At 68.3% G+C, this 19,914-nt stretch carries 20 protein-coding genes and 1 tRNA gene; 15 read left to right on the top strand and 6 right to left on the bottom strand.

Going from position 1 to position 19,914, the window contains the following annotated elements:
* Positions 1–65 precede the first annotated feature (65 nt).
* Positions 66–308, bottom strand: a complete 243-nt coding sequence (locus VF612_RS01820; protein WP_408658141.1) for a MoaD/ThiS family protein — start codon at positions 306–308, stop codon at positions 66–68.
* Positions 308–781: an Rv0909 family putative TA system antitoxin gene (locus VF612_RS01815; protein ID WP_408658140.1), complete on the bottom strand. Its 474-nt coding sequence runs from the start codon at positions 779–781 to the stop codon at positions 308–310. Before VF612_RS01815 ends, VF612_RS01820 begins: the two co-directional genes overlap by 1 nt.
* Positions 782–897: 116 nt before the next feature.
* On the opposite strand from VF612_RS01815, the gene VF612_RS01810 reads away from it, so the two are divergent.
* Entirely contained in the window at positions 898–1,044 is a 147-nt protein-coding gene (locus VF612_RS01810) for a hypothetical protein (protein WP_408658139.1), read from the top strand.
* 119 nt (positions 1,045–1,163) lie between these two features.
* Here VF612_RS01810 and mscL read toward each other — a convergent pair whose 3' ends face one another.
* The 4 genes from mscL to VF612_RS01790 all read right to left on the bottom strand — a co-directional run bounded on the left by mscL (position 1,164) and on the right by VF612_RS01790 (position 3,490).
* Positions 1,164–1,604: a large conductance mechanosensitive channel protein MscL gene (gene mscL / locus VF612_RS01805; protein ID WP_408658138.1), complete on the bottom strand. Its 441-nt coding sequence runs from the start codon at positions 1,602–1,604 to the stop codon at positions 1,164–1,166.
* A gap of 53 nt (positions 1,605–1,657) precedes the next feature.
* A complete protein-coding gene (locus VF612_RS01800; protein WP_408658137.1) occupies positions 1,658–2,323 on the bottom strand; it encodes an SAF domain-containing protein in 666 nt (221 codons plus the stop codon).
* Between the two features lie 116 nt (positions 2,324–2,439).
* On the bottom strand, positions 2,440–2,814 hold the full coding sequence (locus VF612_RS01795; RefSeq protein ID WP_408658136.1) for an FmdB family zinc ribbon protein: 375 nt from the start codon (positions 2,812–2,814) through the stop codon (positions 2,440–2,442).
* A gap of 124 nt (positions 2,815–2,938) precedes the next feature.
* Positions 2,939–3,490, bottom strand: coding sequence for a 5-formyltetrahydrofolate cyclo-ligase (locus VF612_RS01790; RefSeq protein ID WP_408658135.1), 552 nt, complete (start codon positions 3,488–3,490; stop codon positions 2,939–2,941).
* A 17-nt stretch (positions 3,491–3,507) separates the two neighbouring features.
* On the opposite strand from VF612_RS01790, the gene VF612_RS01785 reads away from it, so the two are divergent.
* The 14 genes from VF612_RS01785 to VF612_RS01720 all read left to right on the top strand — a co-directional run.
* Positions 3,508–4,416, top strand: coding sequence for a UTP--glucose-1-phosphate uridylyltransferase (locus VF612_RS01785; RefSeq protein ID WP_408658134.1), 909 nt, complete (start codon positions 3,508–3,510; stop codon positions 4,414–4,416).
* A gap of 68 nt (positions 4,417–4,484) precedes the next feature.
* A complete protein-coding gene (gene glp / locus VF612_RS01780; RefSeq protein WP_408658133.1) occupies positions 4,485–5,879 on the top strand; it encodes a gephyrin-like molybdotransferase Glp in 1,395 nt (464 codons plus the stop codon).
* Position 5,880: 1 nt separating this feature from the next.
* Positions 5,881–6,504, top strand: coding sequence for a GNAT family N-acetyltransferase (locus VF612_RS01775; RefSeq protein ID WP_408658132.1), 624 nt, complete (start codon positions 5,881–5,883; stop codon positions 6,502–6,504).
* A gap of 173 nt (positions 6,505–6,677) precedes the next feature.
* A complete protein-coding gene (locus VF612_RS01770) occupies positions 6,678–7,415 on the top strand; it encodes a hypothetical protein (protein ID WP_408658131.1) in 738 nt (245 codons plus the stop codon).
* Between the two features lie 93 nt (positions 7,416–7,508).
* Positions 7,509–7,585: transfer RNA gene (locus tag VF612_RS01765), tRNA-Ala, on the top strand.
* Positions 7,586–7,776: 191 nt separating this feature from the next.
* Positions 7,777–8,508: an alpha/beta fold hydrolase gene (locus VF612_RS01760; RefSeq protein ID WP_408658130.1), complete on the top strand. Its 732-nt coding sequence runs from the start codon at positions 7,777–7,779 to the stop codon at positions 8,506–8,508.
* A gap of 1,082 nt (positions 8,509–9,590) precedes the next feature.
* The gene (locus VF612_RS01755; RefSeq protein ID WP_408658129.1) at positions 9,591–10,346 is read left to right on the top strand and encodes an NTP transferase domain-containing protein; all 756 of its coding nucleotides are present in this window, start codon (positions 9,591–9,593) and stop codon (positions 10,344–10,346) included.
* A 13-nt stretch (positions 10,347–10,359) separates the two neighbouring features.
* Positions 10,360–11,043 carry a phytanoyl-CoA dioxygenase family protein gene (locus VF612_RS01750; RefSeq protein ID WP_408658161.1) on the top strand — a complete coding sequence of 228 codons (684 nt, stop codon included), beginning with the start codon at positions 10,360–10,362 and terminating at the stop codon, positions 11,041–11,043.
* Positions 11,033–12,268: a polyprenyl synthetase family protein gene (locus VF612_RS01745; RefSeq protein WP_408658128.1), complete on the top strand. Its 1,236-nt coding sequence runs from the start codon at positions 11,033–11,035 to the stop codon at positions 12,266–12,268. The genes VF612_RS01750 and VF612_RS01745 overlap by 11 nt, the downstream gene beginning before the upstream one ends.
* Positions 12,269–12,916: 648 nt before the next feature.
* Entirely contained in the window at positions 12,917–13,765 is an 849-nt protein-coding gene (locus tag VF612_RS01740) for an SCO6745 family protein (protein ID WP_408658127.1), read from the top strand.
* Positions 13,766–14,150: 385 nt separating this feature from the next.
* On the top strand, positions 14,151–15,416 hold the full coding sequence (locus VF612_RS01735) for a trypsin-like serine protease (RefSeq protein ID WP_408658126.1): 1,266 nt from the start codon (positions 14,151–14,153) through the stop codon (positions 15,414–15,416).
* A gap of 226 nt (positions 15,417–15,642) precedes the next feature.
* Positions 15,643–16,326 (top strand): class I SAM-dependent methyltransferase, encoded by a 684-nt coding sequence (locus VF612_RS01730; protein ID WP_408658125.1) that lies wholly within the window; start codon positions 15,643–15,645, stop codon positions 16,324–16,326.
* A gap of 241 nt (positions 16,327–16,567) precedes the next feature.
* Entirely contained in the window at positions 16,568–17,122 is a 555-nt protein-coding gene (locus VF612_RS01725) for a hypothetical protein (protein WP_408658124.1), read from the top strand.
* A gap of 40 nt (positions 17,123–17,162) precedes the next feature.
* Positions 17,163–19,914, top strand: a 2,752-nt coding sequence (locus tag VF612_RS01720) for a condensation domain-containing protein (RefSeq protein ID WP_408658123.1), incomplete at its 3' end; no start/stop codon positions are given.

Below are 19,914 nucleotides of genomic sequence, written 5' to 3'. Positions count from 1 at the left end.
GGGGGCTGCCTGCGCGGGGGCTACTTGCCCGGGGCTACCTGCCCGGGGGGTTACTTGCCCGACGGCTACCCGCCCGCGAACGGGGGCAGGATGTCCACCACCGCGCCCGCGGGCAGCGGTACGTCGTCCCGGCTCGGATGGACCTCATCCACCAGCACCGAGCTCGCCGCGACCACCTCCGCCAACCCGGGGCGGGCCTTCAGCTGAGCCAGCAGTTCGGCGAGGGTGGCTGCCGGCAGCACTTCTGAGGCCAGGCCAGCCGCCCGGCGGGCTCCAGCCCAATACCGGACGGTGACCTGGGCGTGCATCAGATCTGGGGCTTGTCCTCGCGGCCGTTCACGTTGGTGGTCGGCGAGTCCAGGCTCGGCTCCGCCTCCGAGGTCGGGAACGGAGCCGCCGGCGGCGTGACCACCGGCTCGGACGGAATCACCCCGGGCGAGGGCGGGATGACCACCGCGGCCGGCTGGCCGACGTCGGTTACCGGCGTGACGGGCGGTGCGACGGTGCCGGTGTTCCGGTCACCGACCTTCTGCGCGGTCTGGTGGACAACGCCCTGAACCTTGTCGATCTTGTCGGTGTAGCGGCCCTTGGTGGCCTTGTCGAGGCTGCCGGCCGCCTTGCCCACTCCCTGGGACACCGCAGGAGCCGCCTTGGTTGCCAGCTCGGCGGCCTTCTCCTTGGCCTGCTCGGCCATGGGGCCGGCCTTCTCCTTGGCCTGCTGCGCCATGGGGCCGGCCTTCTCCTTGGCTTGGTCAGCCATCTTCTTCAACTTGTCCAACATGATTGGCCTCCTCGTGATGTTCAGAACAGAACGGGCACACTGATGGGGTGGCCGAGTCGAAGCACAGTCAGCAACCCCCCGAGCCCTCTGACAGCAATACGCTTCAGGTCCCATCATTGCCTTCCGAAGGGGGCCACCGCCAGCCGGGTGGGGATCTGCTGCCCCAGCGGTCCACCGACGAGCAGGATCTCGGGTGGGGTGACGGCCCTGCCGACTACGGCGACGACTGGTACCTGGCCGAGCGGCCGCCGCACCACGAGTGACCTACCGCCGCACCAGGAGCCAGCCGCCGCATCACGATGGGACCAGCCGCCATACCACGATGGGACCAGCCGCCGCACCAGGAGTAGAGGCGGCCCCGGCCGGACGCGGGCAAAGCGCCTCAGCGCACCGGATTGGTTGGCGTCGGTCCTGCGGTGCCGTCCGAGGGCCGGGCGCCGAGGGCGTCCCGGATCTCGCGGAGCAGCAGGGTGTCTTCCGGGACCGCCTCCGGCTCGGGCGCCTGTCCGGTCGCTCGAAGCTGCTGGATCCTGGCCATCGGCACCACGACGAGGAAGTACACGACGGCCGCGGTCAGCACGAACACGATGATCGAGCTGATGATGGTGGCGAAGTTGATGGTGGTCTTGGACGCCAGCGCACCTCCCCTGATGGTGTAGCTGAGCCCGTTCACCGAGACACCGGGCAGCGCGTTGAGGATCGGCTGGATGATCGAGGACACCAGGGTGTCCACCACCTTGGCGAAGGCGGTGCCGATCACGACGGCGATCGCCAGGTCGACGATGTTGCCGCGCAGCACGAAGTCGCGGAAGCCTTTGATCATGTTTCCCCTCCCATGGCAGGCCGGGGCGTCGACGCTGAGCTCGCCGTGCGGCCCTATGACGGAGGCACCAGGCTAGCGACGAATTGTCCGGCCGGGTGGTCGGCCAGCCGGGCCGCCGTCCCGCGATCGACGGCGATGACCAGGCTCGGCCCGCTGCTGCCGGTTGCTCCGTCCTCGGAGGGCGGCAGGACAGCAAGCACCCGGACATCCGCGCCCAGCCGCCGGCTGGCGATGGGCGGTGGCTGTCCCTGGATGAGAGCGCTGTCAGAGTTCGCCGCATAGAGATCGACCACGGCGCCGGCCTGCAGGATGGCGGCCTGGTTGCCGCCGGCCAGACCGATCGTCAGAGCCACCTGACCGGGACCCAGGGCAGCCGAGATACCGGTGTCCAGCAACCGGGCGGCGGTCAGCGGCTCCCCACGGCTCATCGCGGCGCCCACGACGTGGCCCAGGGCGTCGGAGAGCCGGGGAACCGCGGCAGCCGGCACGATCGCGGCTGGCCAGAGCACGGCTGCCAGGTCTGTCGCCGCGAGCACGGTCCCCGGGCGCAAGGGCTTGGCCGCCACCACGACGGCCGAGGTATGGCCTCCAGCAGGCGGGGCGTGCGAAGTCAGCGCCGACACCACCGCCAGCCCCAGGCAGAGCACGGCCGCGATGCGGCGAGGCCGACCGGCGAGGAACGAGAGGCGCCCGGCGAAGCGGGACGGAATGAGGACCATGCCCTGAGCGTGGCCCGATAAACCCGCCTAGAACGTCCGCCCGATCAATCTGTGGACAACCCTGCCGTCATCCACAGCCGGCGAAAGCGGCCTGGACTAGGCAGGGGGAGGCGTGCTCAGCTGGCGACAGCGGCGGCAGACTTCGACGACTCACCCTTGGAGGTAGCTGTGCCCGAGCTGGTGGAATCAGCGGACTTCGTCGCCGAACCGGCATCACCCTTGGCAGCCTCGCTGCCCTTGCCGGCGTCTGCGTTCGTCCCGTCCTTGCCGGCGGCGGCGTCGGACTTGCCGTTGGCGCCTGCCTTGGCGTCCCGGCTGTCGGTGCGATAGAAGCCAGAGCCCTTGAACACCACACCCACGGAGCCGTAGACCTTGCGCACCCGCTCGTTGCAGTCGGGGCATTCGCTGACAGCCGGGTCGGTGAAGGCCTGGACCCGCTCGAAGCGCAGGCCGCACTGGTCACTGGTACAGGCGTATTGGTACGTCGGCATGGTTGTTCGGGCTCTCCTTCACATGCTGCGGTGGCCTGCAGGACTTAGCACTCTCGTGCTGCGACTGCCAACAATGGTGCGTCATGGACCGTTCCCGCGTCCACTCGGGTCCTTGCCTGCCCGCTCAGCTGCCGGCCAGATCCCGCCAGCCGTCCGGCGTCACCACCGCGGTGACCGGCCGATCCCAGCTCTCGACGGGGACGTCGGGCATCAGCTCGTCGCGGTAGAGCAGGGCGGCGACCGGCGTGCCAGCGGGCACCCGGGCCAGCGCGCGGTCGTAGGAGCCGCCGCCGCGACCGAGCCGGTGACCGGCCGGGTCGACCGCGAACGCCGGAACCAGCACCAGCGCGGCCGCCGCGACCGAGTCCACCCCCAGTCGGGACTCCGACCGGCCGGGAGGGCTCCAGGCGGCCCAGTCCAGGTCGCGATCCGCCAGCGTGACCGGCACGATCAGCCGGTATCCCTCGGCTGCCAGATCGGCCAGCAACTCGGTGGAGCCGGGCTCGGTGCGCAGCGGCTCGTACGCCGCGATCAGGCTGCCCGACGGGATCCGGCCCGCCCGGCACCAGGCCAGCACGTGCGCGCGGATCGCAGCCCGGTCCTGTTCGCGTTCCTGCCCGGTGCGTGCTGCCCGGGCCGCCGCGACGGCCGTGCGCAGCGCAGTCTTGTCGGTCACCTGACTAGTCTCGCTGTATGAGCTCCGCAGAGCAGGCCCAACCCGCCACCCGTGCCCGCAAGGCAGTCATTCCGGCGGCCGGTCTCGGCACCAGGTTCGTCCCGGCCACCAAGGTGGTGCCCAAGGAGCTGCTGCCGGTGGTGGACGTGCCCGCGCTGGAGTACATCGTCGCCGAAGCCGCCGAGCAGGGCCTGGCCGATGTCCTGATCATCACCGGCCGGGGAAAGACAGCCATCGAGGACCACTTCGACGCCGCCCCGCAGCTCGAGGACGCGCTGGAGCGCAAGGGTGACAAGCACCGGCTGGCCCGCGTCCGCCGCTCGGCGGAGCTGGCCCGCATGCACTACACCCGCCAGCCCGAGGCGCGCGGCCTGGGCGATGCGGTGTCCTACGCCGAGGCGTTCGTGGGCGACGAGCCGTTCGCGGTGCTGCTGGGCGACGACATCATCGACGAGCGGGACGTCCTGCTGGCCCGGATGCTGGACGTCCAGGCCGAGAAGGGTGGCATCGTGGTCGGGCTGATCGAGGTCGAGGGCGCGGCGATCTCGCTGTACGGCAGCATCAAACCGGCCGGCGACGTGGTCGACGGGGTGATCGCCGTGGAGACCCTGATCGAGAAGCCGAAGCCGGAGGAGGCGCTGTCCAACCTGGCAGTCATCGGCCGGTACGTGCTGCCGCCGGAGATCTTCGACGCCCTGCGCCGCACCGAATTGGGTGCGCGTGGCGAGCTGGAGCTGACCGATGCGATGCGGACGCTGGGGCAGGATGGGGTGCCGATACACGGAGTCGTGTTCTCCGGCCGCCGCTACGACACCGGTGACCGGCAGGACTACCTGCGCGCGGTGGTTCGGCTGGCGTGTGAACACCCGGAGCTGGGCGCGGACTTCTCCGGTTGGCTGAGAGAATTCGTCCGCACCCTGGAGTAGCTGTTGGCACCCTGGATGGCAACCAGACCGGTCCCGCACCGCCGCCCGAGCCGTAGGAGCGCACCGCAGTGAGCGAGAGCAGCGAGTGGCCGACCGAAACCATTCCGGTGGTGCCGGCTGACGCTGAGGCACCCGGTCCCCAGGACGCCCCGCGGCCCAGCAGCAGCCAGCCCAGCAGCAGCCAGCCCAGCAATGACCGGCCCAGCGCTGACCGACCCAGCAATGCCCGGCCCGGCCTGCGCCCGGTCGCCGACCAGCTGGCGAAGGTGCTGGCCAACATCGGCTCGATCGATCCGATCCAGCTCGCGCTGCTCGACGCCCAGGGGCTGCTGCTGGCCGAGGAGGTGGTCGCCGACGCTCCGCTGCCCGGCTTCGACAACGCCGCGATGGACGGGTACGCGGTGCGGGCGGTGGACCTGCGGCAAGCCAGCGAGGCGCAGCCGGTCACGCTCCCGGTCGTGGGCGACGTGCTCGCCGGCGCCCGGTCGGTGTCCGGAATGGGGCCGGGGCTGTGCATGCGGATCATGACCGGCGCGCCGATCCCACCCGGCGCGGACGCCGTCATCCCGCTCGAGCACACCGACCGGGGGGTGGCCCGGGTGCAGATCCACCGCCCGGCACGCACCGGCGAATGCGTCCGGCGGGCCGGTGAGGATCTGGCCGCCGGCGCGCTGGCGCTGGCGCCGGGAGCGATCCTGGGCCCGCAGCAGATCGCCCTGCTCGCCGCGGTGGGGCATGACCGGGTGCTGGTGCAGCCACGCCCGCGGGTGGTGGTGATCTCGACCGGCTCCGAACTCGTCGACGTCGGCAAGCAGGCCGGTTTCGGCGAGGTCTCGGACTCCAACTCCTACATGCTCGCGGCAGCTGCCCGCGATGCCGGCGCCGACGCCTACCGGGTCGGCATCATCCCCGACGACCATGCCCGGCTGCTCGACGTGCTGGACTCCCAGCTGCTGCGCGCCGACATGATCATCACCACCGGCGGGGTGAGCATGGGCGCCTTCGACATCGTCAAGGAAGCGCTCGGCCAGCTCGGCACGGTGGAGTTCACCAACATCGCCATGCAGCCGGGCTCTCCGCAGGGCTTCGGCACGCTGGGCAGGGAACGGACGCCGATCTTCTGCCTGCCCGGCAACCCGGTGTCGTCGCTCGTGTCGTTCGAGGTGTTCGTCCGGCCGGCGATCCGCAAGCTGCTCGGCAAGCGGAACGTGCACCGGCAGACCATCCAGGCGATGGCGCTGGAGCGGATGGACAGCCCCGAGGGCAAGCGGCAGTTCCGCCGCGGGTTGCTGCACCGGGAATCGGACGGCCGGTACTCGGTCTCGCTGGTCGGCGGCAACGGGTCGCACCTGGTGGCGGCGCTGGCAGCCTCGAACTGCCTGATCGTCATCGATGAGGACACGACCGAGGTGGTTCCAGGGTCGCGGGTGACGGTTCACCCGTTGATGCTCGCCCAGCGCTGAGATGTCGCAGCTTCATCCGGGCTGGCCGGCGATGCTGGTGGCTGGGCCGGTGACGCTGCGGCCGCTGTACCGCCGGGATGCCCGCGCCTGGAGCCGGAGCAGGCTGGCCAACGCCGAATGGCTTGCGCGGTGGGAGCCGACGTCCAACCAGTCGTGGGAAAGCCGCAACTCGGTTCGGGAGTATCACCGGACGCTCTCCCGGCTGCGGTCGGCGGCCCGGCTCGGGACCATGCTGCCGTTCGGCATCGTCTACGGCGAGCGGTTGGTGGGCCAGCTGAACGTGTCCAACGTGGTGCGCGGCGCGCTTCGCTCCTGCAGCGTCGGGTACTGGATCGACTCCGAGGTGGCCGGCCGGGGCATCACGCCGACCTCGCTGGCGCTGGCCATCGACCATTGCCTGACCGAGGCCCGGCTGCACCGGGTAGAGGTGAACATCAGGCCGGAGAACCTCGCCAGCATCCGGGTGGTGGAGAAGCTCGGGCTGCGCCAGGAGGGCTACCACGAACGGTTCCTCGACATCGACGGCGGCTGGCGTGATCACCTGTCCTTCGCCATCACCACCGAAGAGATCCAGGGCGGCACGACCCTGTCCCGGCTGAGCGGCCTGCCGGTGCCACCGGGCTGAGGCCGCTGCTCACGATCGGCGTGCGAGGCAGGTTCTGCGACGCGGATCCGCGCCTGCCCGAAACCGTAAAGCGGCACTTGACATTGACACCCGGCGCGCCTGCGGACATCGGGCGAAGCAGCGTCTTAGCGTTGCCTGCAGAGCTGTGACGGCTTGGGACAGGAGAGGGCCGGATGATTTCGCCGACGATGACGGTGCTGGTGCTGGCCGTCCTCTGGCTGATCGTCGTGATCCCGATGCTGGTCAAGCACAAGGACGATCGGGCGGGCGAGCGGTCGGTCGCCCGGTTCGGCGGCGCCATGCGGGCGCTGTCGGCCCGCAGCCCGATCGCCACCTCGACCCGGTCGGCCGCGGCTGAGGACCGAGCCGGCCGCCGGCCGGCCAACCATGCTCAAGTGTTCATCCCCGGCGGCCCGTCGCGGCCGCAGGTTCCACCCGCGGGCCGTCGTCCGGTGCCCGCCGCCATGGAGGCAGTTATGTACCCCGACCAGATCGCCAAGGCCGACATGTCCGACGCTCGTCGTCAGATGATGGCGCGCCGGCGGCGATCGCTGGCCGTTCTCACGGCTGGCACGATCATCGGCCTGTTGTGGGGGATCGCGGCCGGTGGCGCGCTGGCCTGGACGTTCGGGCTGCTGTTCCTCGCCTCGCTGGCCAGCTACCTGCTGTTCCTGCGCAACCAGGCGCTGCGCGACCACGACCGGCGGCAGCAGCGCCAGCAGCGGTCCGGCCTCACCACGCCGCGGGGGTACAACGCGACCGAGCAGTTTCCGTACCGGGTCGACGCCGACACGGTGGTCCGGATCGATGACGAGGACATAGAGTTGCGCGGGATGGCCGACACGGTGGACCTGACCGGCCTGTACGTCGAAGAGCAGTTCGACGAGCGGTCGATGCGCCGGGCGGTGTGACGGCGTCTCGGACCGCGTTGGGCAGGGTTCCTCTCGCCTGACCGGTCCCTAGCAGGGGCCGATGCCGGGGCTGGTAACCTTCAGGACTGGTTGGGGGCTGTGGCGCAGTCCGGTAGCGCACCTCGTTCGCATCGAGGGGGCCAGGGGTTCGAATCCCCTCAGCTCCACCATCTTTGACCTATTCAAAACCTGGGCAATCGATGAACGCTCCGGGCCTTGATCGGATCCCACGGTTACGCCATTCGACGACTCCACCGCGCTCGCGACCGTCGCTGACCGACCTCCCGTTACGCCGGGCTGAGCAGTGCAGAAGGATGCCGGCCCCGATAACGGAGCCGACCTGGGATGACAGAATCCCGGTATGGACAACGACCTCCGGGTGCTCAGCGGCGGGGACGGCGACCCGTTGCTGCTTCTGCTGCACGGACTCGGCGCGACCGGCGACGTCTGGGCCGGGTGGCAACCGGTGCTGGCAGACCGGTGGCCGGGCCGCTGGCTGGCACCTGATCTGCCCGGGCACGGCGGCTCGGCGCCGCTGCCGGAGTACACGTTCGACGGTCTGGCCGCGGCGGTTCGCCCCCTCGTGGAACCCGGGACCGTCGTCCTGGGGCATTCCCTGGGCGGGGTGGTCGGCCTCGCGCTGGCCGCCGCCGGGGCGCCGGTGGCCGCGGTCTGCGGGCTGGGGATCAAGGTCGCCTGGACCGACGAGGAGCTCGACAAGGCACAGGCGCTGGCCCGGCGGCCGGTGACGTGGTTCGACTCGCGCGACGAGGCTGCCGAGCGGCACCTGCGGGTGTCCGGGCTGGCGGGCCTGCTGGCCGCCGACGACCCGGCGGTGACGGCCGGGCTGGTGCAGGAGGACGGCCGGTGGCGCCTCGCGCTGGACCCGCGGGCCTTCGAGGTCGGAGCGCCGGACATGGCCGGCCTGGTGACGCGTTCCCCGGCGGCGGTCACGCTGGCGCGCGGCGAGCACGACCCGATGGACAGCGACGAGCAGCTCGGCCAGTTCGGCGTGCCGATCGTGACCCTGCCCGGCCTCGGCCACAACGCGCATGTGGAAAGCCCCGAGCGCTGTCTGGCGCTGCTGGCGTAGCGGGACAGGCACCGGCGCTGCGCTGGATCGGCGCTATTGTGCACCGAGTTCATCCGCCAGCTATGGCAGCTGTACGAGCCACTGCACGCGGTCACCTATTTCGACACCCAAGCCCGGGCTGCCTTCGAGAGCGCTGGGCTGCTCGGCTTCTGCGTGGCTATGCGGAAACCTGATGGGGCCGTGGGCGAACAATCTGAGCCGAGCCGTCCGCAGTCTGGCTTGCGCCGTCAGCCCGTTGGTTGTATTCGGACGGCGGAGCGACCACGATACCTCGTACAGCCACCACGCCCTACCGTAAGTGATCCCCGCTAGAGACATCGAGGACGCGTAGAGGCAGTGTCCAGAGGGCCGCGCCGCGTATACGGTAGCTGCGTGACTAGGCACCAGCTCCTCCGCAGGTTGACCTCAGCGCTGTCGGCGGTCTGGTTACCGCTGCTCCTGTTCACCGCCGTTCTTGTGATCTTGTACAAAGTCCCTTGGGGTCATTTTGCGTGGTGGCCCGTAATAGTCGATTGGGGCGCTGCTGGACCTGTCTCCGGTTGGTTCGCTGCATTCGTGACGCTGGGGGGTCTTACCTTTGCCATTAGAGAGTTGAACGAGAAGACATTGCAACAGCGTCGCGATGACGCACTTGAACGCCACGGGTTGAAGATTAAGGTATCTAGTTACTTATGGCAAATCGACGCCGATCACCGATGGATCGTTTGGGTCGATGCGAGCTATCTTGGGCCTACATTCGCGCTAGTGGAAGAAGTGTCACTTCACATGCAAGATGTGGGTCCGTCCAATAAGCTCGATGAAGCGAAGACCATGCGACTCCGGCACCCGCTCAACAAGCTTCGTGATGCGGAAGTCTCGCAACTTCGGGGTCCGTTCGACAAGCTGGGTGAAGTGGAAATCTCGCGACTTGGGGGTCGGTTGCTTGGAAAGGACACCGGGTCTCGCTCCTGGGTCCTCATCGATACTCGTCCGTCAACGACCACCCAAAGCATGGAGGACCTAAGTGTTACGGTCACATGGACGGCCGGGCGCGGAGAGGAAAGGTATTCATCCACCTTGCCGTGCCGGAGGGGGACGGTCACGTGAGCGAATTCGGCGTCGGCATCCTGTCCGGGGGGCAACATCTTCGCATGGGCGACGATTTCCATGGAAGGCCTAAGGCGTTGCTCCCCCTGACGCCGAACGAATACGGCCTTCTTGCATATATGATGGCGGCATGCAAACGGAATGGCGTACCCCTCTGGGTAGTAACAGAAAAGTGGAAGTTGGCTCAGTTGCGAGCGTATACACCCGCGGGCGAGGGACATACCCACTGGGTAGAAGATCCTGGACGCGGGACCGGCGTGGCCCTTCGCCGCTTATTGTATGCAGCAACCGCCCAAAGACTTATTGTGATGAATTGTGACACGGTGGTTCCCTTTGACATTTTCGCCATTTCCAAACTTCCCACTTTTGAGGGCCCTATTCGGCAGCATTTGACTTTGCACAGCACGCAGAATGAGCAGCTGATCGGGGTTTCAGAGGAGCGGGACAAGGCATTCGTCACGCACTGGGGCGAAGCCGACGGCATAGCACCTAGCGGCTCACCCATCAAGGCCTCGTCGAGCGGAATTTATGAAGTGAATGTAGCACTCATGCGTCAGCTCCTAACAGGTGAGGAGTCGCTGGAACTCGACGTAATGCCTCACCTTGTCCACAGAGGGGACGTGACCGCGGTGGTGCATCCATCCTCGTACCCTACTTTTGACTATGGAACACCCGGACGTTACCGGGAACTGATACGAGATTCCACCGCTATCACGAACTACCTCCGCTCGATGGGGCTCCTCCGTGCCTAGTCGCACCTTGCAAATGCTTATGAAGACGGCGGGATATGCGGTTGTGCGAAATGCCGTGACCCATGCGTTCTGCGGTCGAGTGGAGAGTTGGTTCGGGAATCAGCCCGCCGAGGCCCAGATGCCACGAATTGACAACGCCGTTCAGCACATCGGATTGTTGGAGGCCCTGAAGATCGAGAAGTCGCTAATCGACTCGGCGGCTGAGTTGCTTGGCGAGAACTTGGTCTTGATTCTCAATCGGCATAACCACCTAACGACGGTTTGCTCGACCGAGTTAAAATCGCATCGAATACATGCAGACTCATGCCGTCTACTGCCCTCGTACCTTACTCTGATCATTCCAATTCTCGGATTCGACGATTGGTCTGCATGGCCCCAGATCGTCCCGGCGTCGCATTTATGGAGCATTCCCGCTCGAGACAACGGCGGGGGGAAGTGGCTCGACGAGTCCGATTTTCCCGAACTCAAGGAACAGATGGTTGCGGTGCCTATGAAGCCTGGCGATGCGCTCTGGGTCGATCCCGGGGTTTTTCACCGTGCAGGACGGGGCACAGTCCAGAGAGCACGTATGACCCTTACCTTGGCGGTTGCAGCCAATGACGATCTTCAGCGTCGTCCAACTCCGAACCTAGCCCAGCTTAGGGGCAGGCAGCACTACAACGGCCATCAGTACTCGGGACCGCTAAGTGGACAATGAACTTAGTCGCGATTGGCCGGGTGCCTCAGCGTTTACTGGTTCAGGCCCCCGAAAGGTGCGGGAGACGCTAGAGCGTCAGTATCTCGAATTCTACTCGGACTCGGTTTTTCCGGTTATGTTCAGTGTAATCGCGGGAAATTTCGACGAGGTTGTTCGGTTCTACGTATCGAGTCGTTTGGAGGATGAGCACAGGTTCCGAGCGTCCGAATTTCTGTTCTGGTGCTACGTGGACCTTATGGCGGCTGAGACTGACGCGAGCCGCCTCGATATCGATCTGTCATCCTTTGAACTTTGGATGCGCGCGCGCGGCAATTTGATACCGATGACACTAGCCGCGGTGGAAATGACACAGCTAGCACGGCTGTTGAAGGATGACTTTATTGACGGTCATGACATGAGATGGAACCAACAAGCGCTTCGTAAGCGGGTTAACGATGATAAAGCTATCCTAGCTGCCGATCTGCTCAACCACCTGTCAATCCTGCTGGCAATAGAGTGCGATAACTTGATACCTTACGAGCAGGCGGGGCGTCGTCGGTCCTCCGTGCAACAACGCATTGCAGAGTACCTGTGGCGAAGTACAAAGGCGATGCTTTGGGAACTGGATTTTGGAGATGGCGCGAGGCGCGCGCGGAACGGTGGCGTAGCGCCAGACGTTTATGCTGAGATCCTGTCAATGAAGCACTCTACCGGCGTCCTATCGATAAGGATCCTTGAAATCGTCGCTACGTCCGGAGCGAGCGCGGGCAAATTCATGGGCTCGGATGATGATATTGGCAATCGATTGGACCGCTGGCTGGCTGGCGCGCAGGCGTCCGACTACGTTGGCGGCGTCTTCAATGACTGGTCCGAGGTGTCAAACTATCGTGGTAGCAAAGGGCAGTGGGACCGGGTGCATCAATTGCGTGGGGCAAAAAATGAGGTCGAGCTGGATCGACCAACTATCGTTCACAGGTATCTCCAGACAGCTGATTTCCCTAGGTCTTGTCCCGAACAGGTTGGTTGTGATCTCGCCGATCAGTTGACCTATCTGTTGAACAATCCTTGGGAAAGTGGCCTCGCCAAGTATGTTAAGGAGACGGTAGACCGCAAGTATTCAGAGGCTCTAGAGGACCTAGAAGCGCTGCCACGGCTACATCGTTGGCTGTCGTATGTGCGCGACGACCGCGCAGATGTGTTTTCTGAGGTTTCTTCGACGCCAACATTAGACGACGATCCTTTGTGATGGCGTAACCTCGTCCAAAGTAGTGCGGTGACGCGGGCGCGCGACCGCAGTGCATTATCCGTAGGCGGTGGGTCGCGAACGGGCTCGCGCTGTCGAGGTGCACTCCGCGGCCTAAGCTCTACCTTTCGCAAGCAGCGAGTGGGTCTTAAGTGTGACCAGGGGTGCCGAATTAAAAGCTGCGAGTGCATTGCGAAGTTGAGCGACCCGGGCCACGGTCGTCGCCGAGCAGTGGACAAGTCGCTCGGCTTGGGCCGGTTTGATGCCGAGCGACCATAGCGGAACCGCTGTGCGCTGGAGGTTAGACATCGGTGCTCCATCCGTACGTCGGCGCCTGGAGCGCAGTGCCGCTGATTGCAGTCTCGCACCGATCGCCACCCACTGCGCCCACCGCCGCCGCGCCCTTGTCACGCGATACGGCCAGCATCGGCGAGAAGGCTCATCGTCTGCCCTGCCCAACAGGGCGTCAGACACAGGTCCGCTCGCTCGTACGCCACGTCTACATCGCCGCTGACTTGGACTCCGGGTACGGCGGGGTCGGCCGGCACGCGCTCTTAGGTGAGCGGTGAGCGGCACGTCCTGCACCAGTTCCTCGTGGGTGAGCGCTGCTGACGTAGCGCGGCAGGCAGGCGCTGCGCTTGGATCGGCGCTATGTCCACCGAGTTCACCCGACACCTGTGGCAGCTGTACGAGCCACTGCACGCGGTCACCTACTTCGGCACCCAGGCCCGGGCCGCCTTCGAGAGCGCCGGACTGCGCGGCTTCTGGCGTGGCTACTTCGCCGGGCGGGCCGCTCCGCTCGGCGCGGTGACGGCCGCACCGGTCACCGCCGCGTTCTTCTCCTTCGCTCCGGCCATGGTGGCCCGTGCCGTGCCCGACGTGTGGCAGCGGGCGTCGCCGGAACAGGCTCTCGCCGCTCGCCTCGACGGCGCGGTCGCCGACCTGAGGACGGTCCTGCCCTACGAGCCGGAACGGTGGGCGGAGGCCGCCGGCCTGTTGGAGACGGCGGCCCAAGCAGCGGTGACCGATGGCCGGGTGCTCGGCGCGGCCAATGCCGCCCTGCCCCGCCCCACCGACCCACTCGCCCGGCTGTGGCAGGCCGCCACGGTGCTGCGCGAGCACCGGGGCGACGGGCACGTCATCGCGCTGGTCGACGCCGAGGTGGACGGCTGTCAGGCGCTGGTGCTGCGCGACGCGCTGTACGGCGGCCGCGAACAGCTGCAACCCGCCCGTGGCTGGACCGACAGCGAGTGGGACGCTGCGGCCCGGGCTCTGGCGCGACGCGGCTGGCTGGCCGACGACGGCCGGCCCACCGCCGAGGGAGAGGCAGCGCACCGGGCCGTGGAGAGCCGCACCGACCGGCTGGCCGCCCAGCCGTGGACCGCGCTCGGCCCGGCCGCGCAGAGCCGGCTGGCGCAGCTGCTGACGCCGTTGGCCGAGGCCGTCGGTGGGGTCGTTCCGTATCCCAACCCGATAGGCCTGCCCCGGCCGACGGGGTGAGGATGCCTCAACGGCGGAACCTGGTCGCCGTCGACCGTGGAGGTGCTGTTTTTTTCTCAGCTGTAGCGAAGACGTCTGCTACCAAACTGGCCAACGTCGCGAACGTGCCATCGAGCGTCCTGGCGACGACCAGTGGCTAGCTCAGTTGTCGCCAGCTCAACGCGCAACGCGCCGACTAGTACAGAACTGTGCCATCTTTCGAGCAGTTCCCGCCGTGGCGGCGGCGACAACGTGTGAGCACGTTAGGTTCCCCTCAGCACCGTCGAGATTGACCTCCGGTGAGTTTCGGCATTCGTACTAGGGAGAAATCATGACGGCTAGCAGATTCACGCTCACCCATCCCAGCCGGCCTCGGTCACGCGGACATGCGGTCAGGTACCTCTGCGTGGCGGCGGCGGTGTTGCTGGCTGGCACGCTAGCTGTCTCACCCTCCGACGCCGCCCACGGAGCGCCGTCCGGGTCGCTCCTCTCGACGGTCGCCAAGGCCAAGCCAGTACCGGCGCAGAGCACCCGAGGCGGGATCATCAACACCCTCGCGCGGGCATCGTTCCGCTCGACCTTCGGTGGAGTGGTGTTCAGCGAGAGCGGTAAGAAGCCCACGATCTACCTGACCCGGCTGGACCCGGCCGCGATGAAGGCATTCACGGCTCTTCCACTGGATAGGAAACCGAGCTTCCGCCTTGCCCCCCACACCTGGAGCGACCAGCTCGCCCTCGTTGACCGGCTCGCCGCAGACCATGCGTCGCTGGCTCGTGAAGGCGTGCGGCTGCAGCGGTGGTATCCCGACGCGGCGCGCGGTCGGGTCCAGGTCGAGATCCTGGGATCGACCAAGTCGGCATCGGCCTCGACTGCCCTTGCCCACTCGAAGCAGCTGCTCAACCATCGATACGGCGACCTCCTCACAGTGACGGCAGTCGCGCGGGCCAGCTCCGAGGATGCGCACTTCACCGGCCGCGCCGACGACACCGCTCCCTGGAACGGTGGTGATTTCATCAGTGGCAGTGGCTGCACCAGCGGCTTCGGAATGCGCAGCACCGCCAACGGACAGGATTTCCTTGCGACAGCGGCCCATTGCTACTCCGAGATCGGCTACCTGGTCAGGAACCACACCGGGGACGGCTTCAGCCCCGGAATCGGCACGAACATCGGCATGGGGGTGGTTGCCTACATCGACACCGCGACGAACGGACAGGACGTCGCGCTGATCCGGACAGAGAACTACGGCGGTAGCAACAACAAGATCTGGGGCGGTAGCACGTCGGCGCCCTTCAGACGGACCGTCACCGGCTGGGGAGACGTCGCGATGAACGAGGTCGTGCAGACCATCGGAGCCTACGAGGGTGAGTCCACTGCCCTGGTAGTCACCGGCGTCCACCAATGCATGACCGTCGGGGGCCGGGGAATCTGCGGCATCTCCAGAGCCGTCAGCCAGTTCGGCAAGATCGCCGTAGGCGCCGGCGACAGTGGCGGCCCGGTATGGAACAACAACGGCGGCGTCAAGGCTGTCGGCACGATCAGCTTCGGGTTCGGGACCCGGTCCATCTGCCCCAATTACAGCGTCGGCTATACACAACGGTACTGCTATACCGGAGTGGGCTTCACCGACATCGGCAGCACGATGTCCCAGTGGGGCATCGCCCCGGTGCTGTAACACTGCCGCCAACCCGTTCCACGAGATGCGGTAGCCGCGTAGGCACCTGAGGAAGCATTGTCCTGTGCAGAGCGGCGCGTAGCCCATCGCGACTCAGCTATCCGCCAGTTGCGCGGCCGAGTTGACGACCACTCCGTTTAGGGGTACGACGGCAGGCGTTACTGCACAGCCGACCTTCTCGGCGCACACCGCATGAGGGTCACTCGCGAGGAAAGGGATGTTCCACATGTCCGACACTGATCAGGTCCGAGCGGTCCGCGAGTACTACGTAGAGGACGACGCGAACGCCGGTGAGCCCAGCATCTATCACATCTGGGAGAAGGGCGGCGCGCGGGGGAATGTGACCACACCGGCCACGTCCAGCCCTTCGTACCAGCAGTCGATAACCGAGATCCTCCGCGGCTTCCTCGCCGAGAGCTCCGATCCCCGCTTGCTCAGCGTGGGCTGCGGCAATGGTGTGATCGAGGCCGGCATCGCCGCCGGCGGCGTCAGGGTGCTCGGCGTGGACGCGATGGAGCCCGCGGTCGAGCTGGCCAAGGCCAAGGGCGTCGACGCCGTCTGCGCGGACATCCTCAACTGGGCCCCGCCCGCCGAGCCTTGGACGGTGATCTACGCCGACGGCAGCCTGGGACACCTGTACGACCCCGAGACGGGCCTGCAGCGTGTTCTCCAGCGCTTCAAGTCCTGGCTGCCCGAGGGAGGCGTCCTGGTCATCTCGAACGACCCGCCGTGGTCCGGCGACGGCGAGGTGGAGAAGCACCCCGATCTGGCCTACTGGTTCCTCTCCCAGTCCTACATGGAGCGGCAGGTCCAGGAGAGCGGGTTCCGGGACGTCTCCAGCGAGGTCTTCGTCTTCGAGAAGCCGGAGACGGGACCGCGCGACCGGATCGTGGTCACCGCTCGGGCATGACCCCGCGGTTCCCCGCCGGCTCGCTGAATGGACAGCGGCTTCCATGGTGATAGGTTGACGCGCAACGCGATGTGAGAAGGGCCACTCTGGACGGTACGCGTAGCTGGATTCGTGGGTCGTCCTCGCTCGGCCTGATCTTCGAAACCAGTCAGCTGCCTACCGTCCTGTTGCAGAGCGCCGTAGTCAGCCGTGGTCCGCGCAGGAGCCGCATCGAGCGGCTCATGGGGTGAGGAGAGAATTCATGGCTCGTGCCGCTAAAGCCACCGCAAGCAACAAGGAGCCCGGTAACGCAGGCCCGGGCCAGTCGGGCCCGACGGTCACCGTCCGGTCCGCGATCGCCGACCTGTACGAGGCGCTGAACGAAGCTTCGCAGCGGATGGCCCGCCAGCAATCGGACGCGATCGCAGAGGCCCAGCAGAACCTCGACACCGTGCAGCGCGAGTGCGACGAGGCGCTGCGCGAGCCGGCCGCCGCGTTGCGAACCGCCACCGAGACCGCCGACATCCGGGCGGCCGAGGATGCCTACCGCACCGCCCACCGCGAGGGCGCCCGGCAGGCAGCCGATCGCGAGATCGTCATCCGCACCGAGCTGTCTGCCGCGCTCGAGCGCTTCGAGCAGGAGGCAGACGATCAGATCGCCAACGCCTGGATCAGGTTCGCCGCCGATGTCGGCCAGGCGCTGACCCTGGCCGCCCAGGCTGCCGGCGGCCCCGGGGACGTGCGTGAGCTGCGCCGGCAGATCGAGACCCTCGCCGCGGTCGTCCCCTCCCCGTACCAGGACGCCACCGCACGCTGAGCCTCGCGGGGCAGGTCCCGGACAGTTGGGAGCGCACGTCATGCCGAGCCCAACCGTCGCTCGCCGCCGTGCCCTGGCCGAGCGGCTCGTCCGGCCCAGGCTTGCGCAGTCCGCGCGGCCGGCGGCAGTCGCGGCGGCTCGGGCCGGACCGGGCCTGCATCCGGCGACCCGCGCCCAGCAGGGACTGTGGCTGCTGCACCGCATGCAGCCGGACGACGTGGCGTACAACCTCGGCTGCGTCGTCCGGATGGGCTCGGTCGTCCCCACCGCGCTGCAGGCCGCGCTCGACGCGTTGGCCTCCCGGCAGGCAGCCCTGCGCACCTGCTTCGTGGAGTCCGCCGGCGCCGACGCGCCGCTGTCTGCAGGCTCGACGCGGCAATTCGTGCACGAGCGGGTCGCGGTGCCGCTGACCACCGTCGATCTGCGGCGGGTCGCCAGCCGGGCTGAGCGCGAGAACATGGTCGCCGGGCTGGCCGCCGTTGTCGTGGACCTGCCGTTCGACCTGCGGCTGGCGCCGCTGCTGCGGGCGACGCTGGTGCGCGGACCCGGCGGCGCCGATGTCGTGATCCTGGCGACCCACCACATCGTCGCCGACGGCGAGTCGATCGAGCTGCTCGAAGCCGAGCTGCGGGCCTGCTACCGCGCCGCGCTGTTCGGTGGCCCGCTGGGGCGTCCGGAGCTGGCCCACGACTTCGCCGACGTCGCCCGCGGCCAGGCCGAGCGGCTGCACCGTGAGCGTGCGGCGTTGTCGGCGTGGTGGCGGGACTACCTGCGCGGCGCGGCCACCGAGCTGGTGCTGCCGCTGGACCACGACCGGCCGGCGAACCCCCGCAACCTGGGCACCTGGGCGCCGCTGGACCTCAGCGGGCAGCGCGGCGCGGCTCTCCGGGCGTTCGCGACGAGCACCGGCCGAACGCCCTTCGCGGTGATCCTCGCCTGCTACGCCGCCGTCCTCGGCCGCTACTCCGGCATCGACGACGTGCTGGTCGGCGTCCCGTTCTCCGGGCGGCGGACGCCGGCCGACCATGACGTCATCGGCCACTACGTCGCCACCCTCCCGGTGCGGATCTCCGGTCTGGGTGACTCCCTGGAGGAGCTGGCCCGGCGAGCGCAGCTGGGCCTGGCCGCCGTACTCGACCATCAGGACTACCCGCTGGACGACCTCGTCGACGAGCATGCGGGCGATCGCGACCCTGCCGTGCATCCGCTGTTCCAGGCCAGCGCGGTGCATCAGGCCAGCTCGGCTGGTTCGGCCGGCTCGGCTGGTTCGGCCGGCTCGGCGAGTCCGGCCGGCTCGGCTGGTTCGGCCGGCCGGCGGGCTCGGTCCACCGAAGCGGGCACCATCCGCTTCGACCTGTCCCTGCAGGTCAGCGAGGGCGGCGGGGAGCTGGGCGGCGCGCTCGGCGGCCGCAGCGACCTGTTCGAGGCCGCGACGGTGGAGCGCCTGTCCGCTCACCTGCTCACGCTGCTCGACGCCGGGCTGCGACGGCCGGGCGACCCGCTGTCGGCGGTCGCGCTCGGCACGCCGCGCACCGGAGGAGCCAGCCGCGCCGGAGGAGCCAGCCGGGCCGGTGACCCGCTGACCGGTGACCCGCTGACGGGTGACCCGATGACCGGTGATCCGATGGCCGGTGATCCGCCGACCGGTGACCCGATGACCGGTGATCCGGGCAGCTGGCGTGCCGATCTCGCCGAACTGCTGCCTGGCCGGCCCGGACCCCGCATCAGGGTCGGCGACGAGTCGGTCGAAGTGGCCGGCGCCGACGATGCCGGCGCGGTCACGCTGGTCGGGCTCGACCAGGCCAGCTCGCTCGGAGCCGCGCTGTCCGCGCTCGCCGGCGGACGGCCGCTGACCTTGCTCGACCCCGGCTGGCCACCGAGTTGGGTCACCCGCTGCCTGGCCGAGGCGCCTGCCACCGCGGACGGCCTGCGGGTCGCCGAGATCGGCGCGGACGGCGTCCCGACGCTGGTGACCGTGCCGCCGTCCGCCGTCGCGCACGCCATCCACCACGCCACCCAGATCCTCGGGCTGACCCCGGGAGCGTCCCTGGTGGTCGGCGGCGTGCCGCCCTCCGCCGCCCTGCTGCTGGGGGTGCTGCCGGCCCTGGCCGCCGGCGCCAGCGTCACCCTCGTCCCCGGCAGCTGCCGCGACCTGCTCGACCTGGTCGCGTGGGACGGCGCCGACGTGGCGCTGGTCGACCGCACCCGGGCCGCGGAGCTGATCGGCGAGGGCTGGGACGCCGGCACCCGGGTGGTCAGCCATGCCGACCCGCAGGCCCGGCTCGGCATCCTCGGCCCGGCCGTGCTCGGCCACGCCGCAGCCTCGGTCGTCCTGGGCCGGGCGGCCCTGCTGGACCCGGTCGAGGTCGTCGCGGCCGGGGGCGGGTCACTGCCCGGCGCGGTGGGCAGCTGCGCGCTCGGCACGGTCCGGAGCGGCTGGCGGGCCCGGCTGCGTCCGGACGGCGTGCTCATCCCGGCGCCGGCAGCAGCACCCGTCCTGACCGTCGGTGAGCTGGAGGCTGCCGTACGGGCGCTGCGCGGGGTGACCGGGGCCACCGCGCGCGAGGCCGCAGGCGCCGTCGAGGTCAGCTGCACGGGCGAGCTGCGGCCGTCCCCGGTTCCGGACTGGCTCGCCCGGTGCCGGATCGGCCCGGAGCGGCGGCCCTGGCGGATCAGCCACGGTTCCCAGGCCGCCGACGGCGACTCCGGCGCTAACGCGGCCGGCGGCGGCACGTCCGGCGACGATGCTGTTGAGGCCGGCGACGCGACCACCGCCGTCGTGCGGCTGGCTG

Source organism: Jatrophihabitans sp., from assembly GCF_036388195.1.
GTDB lineage: Bacteria > Actinomycetota > Actinomycetes > Mycobacteriales > Jatrophihabitantaceae > Jatrophihabitans_A.
Note: the sequence above shows the minus strand (reverse complement) of the source record. Positions and strands in the feature narration are given on the sequence as shown.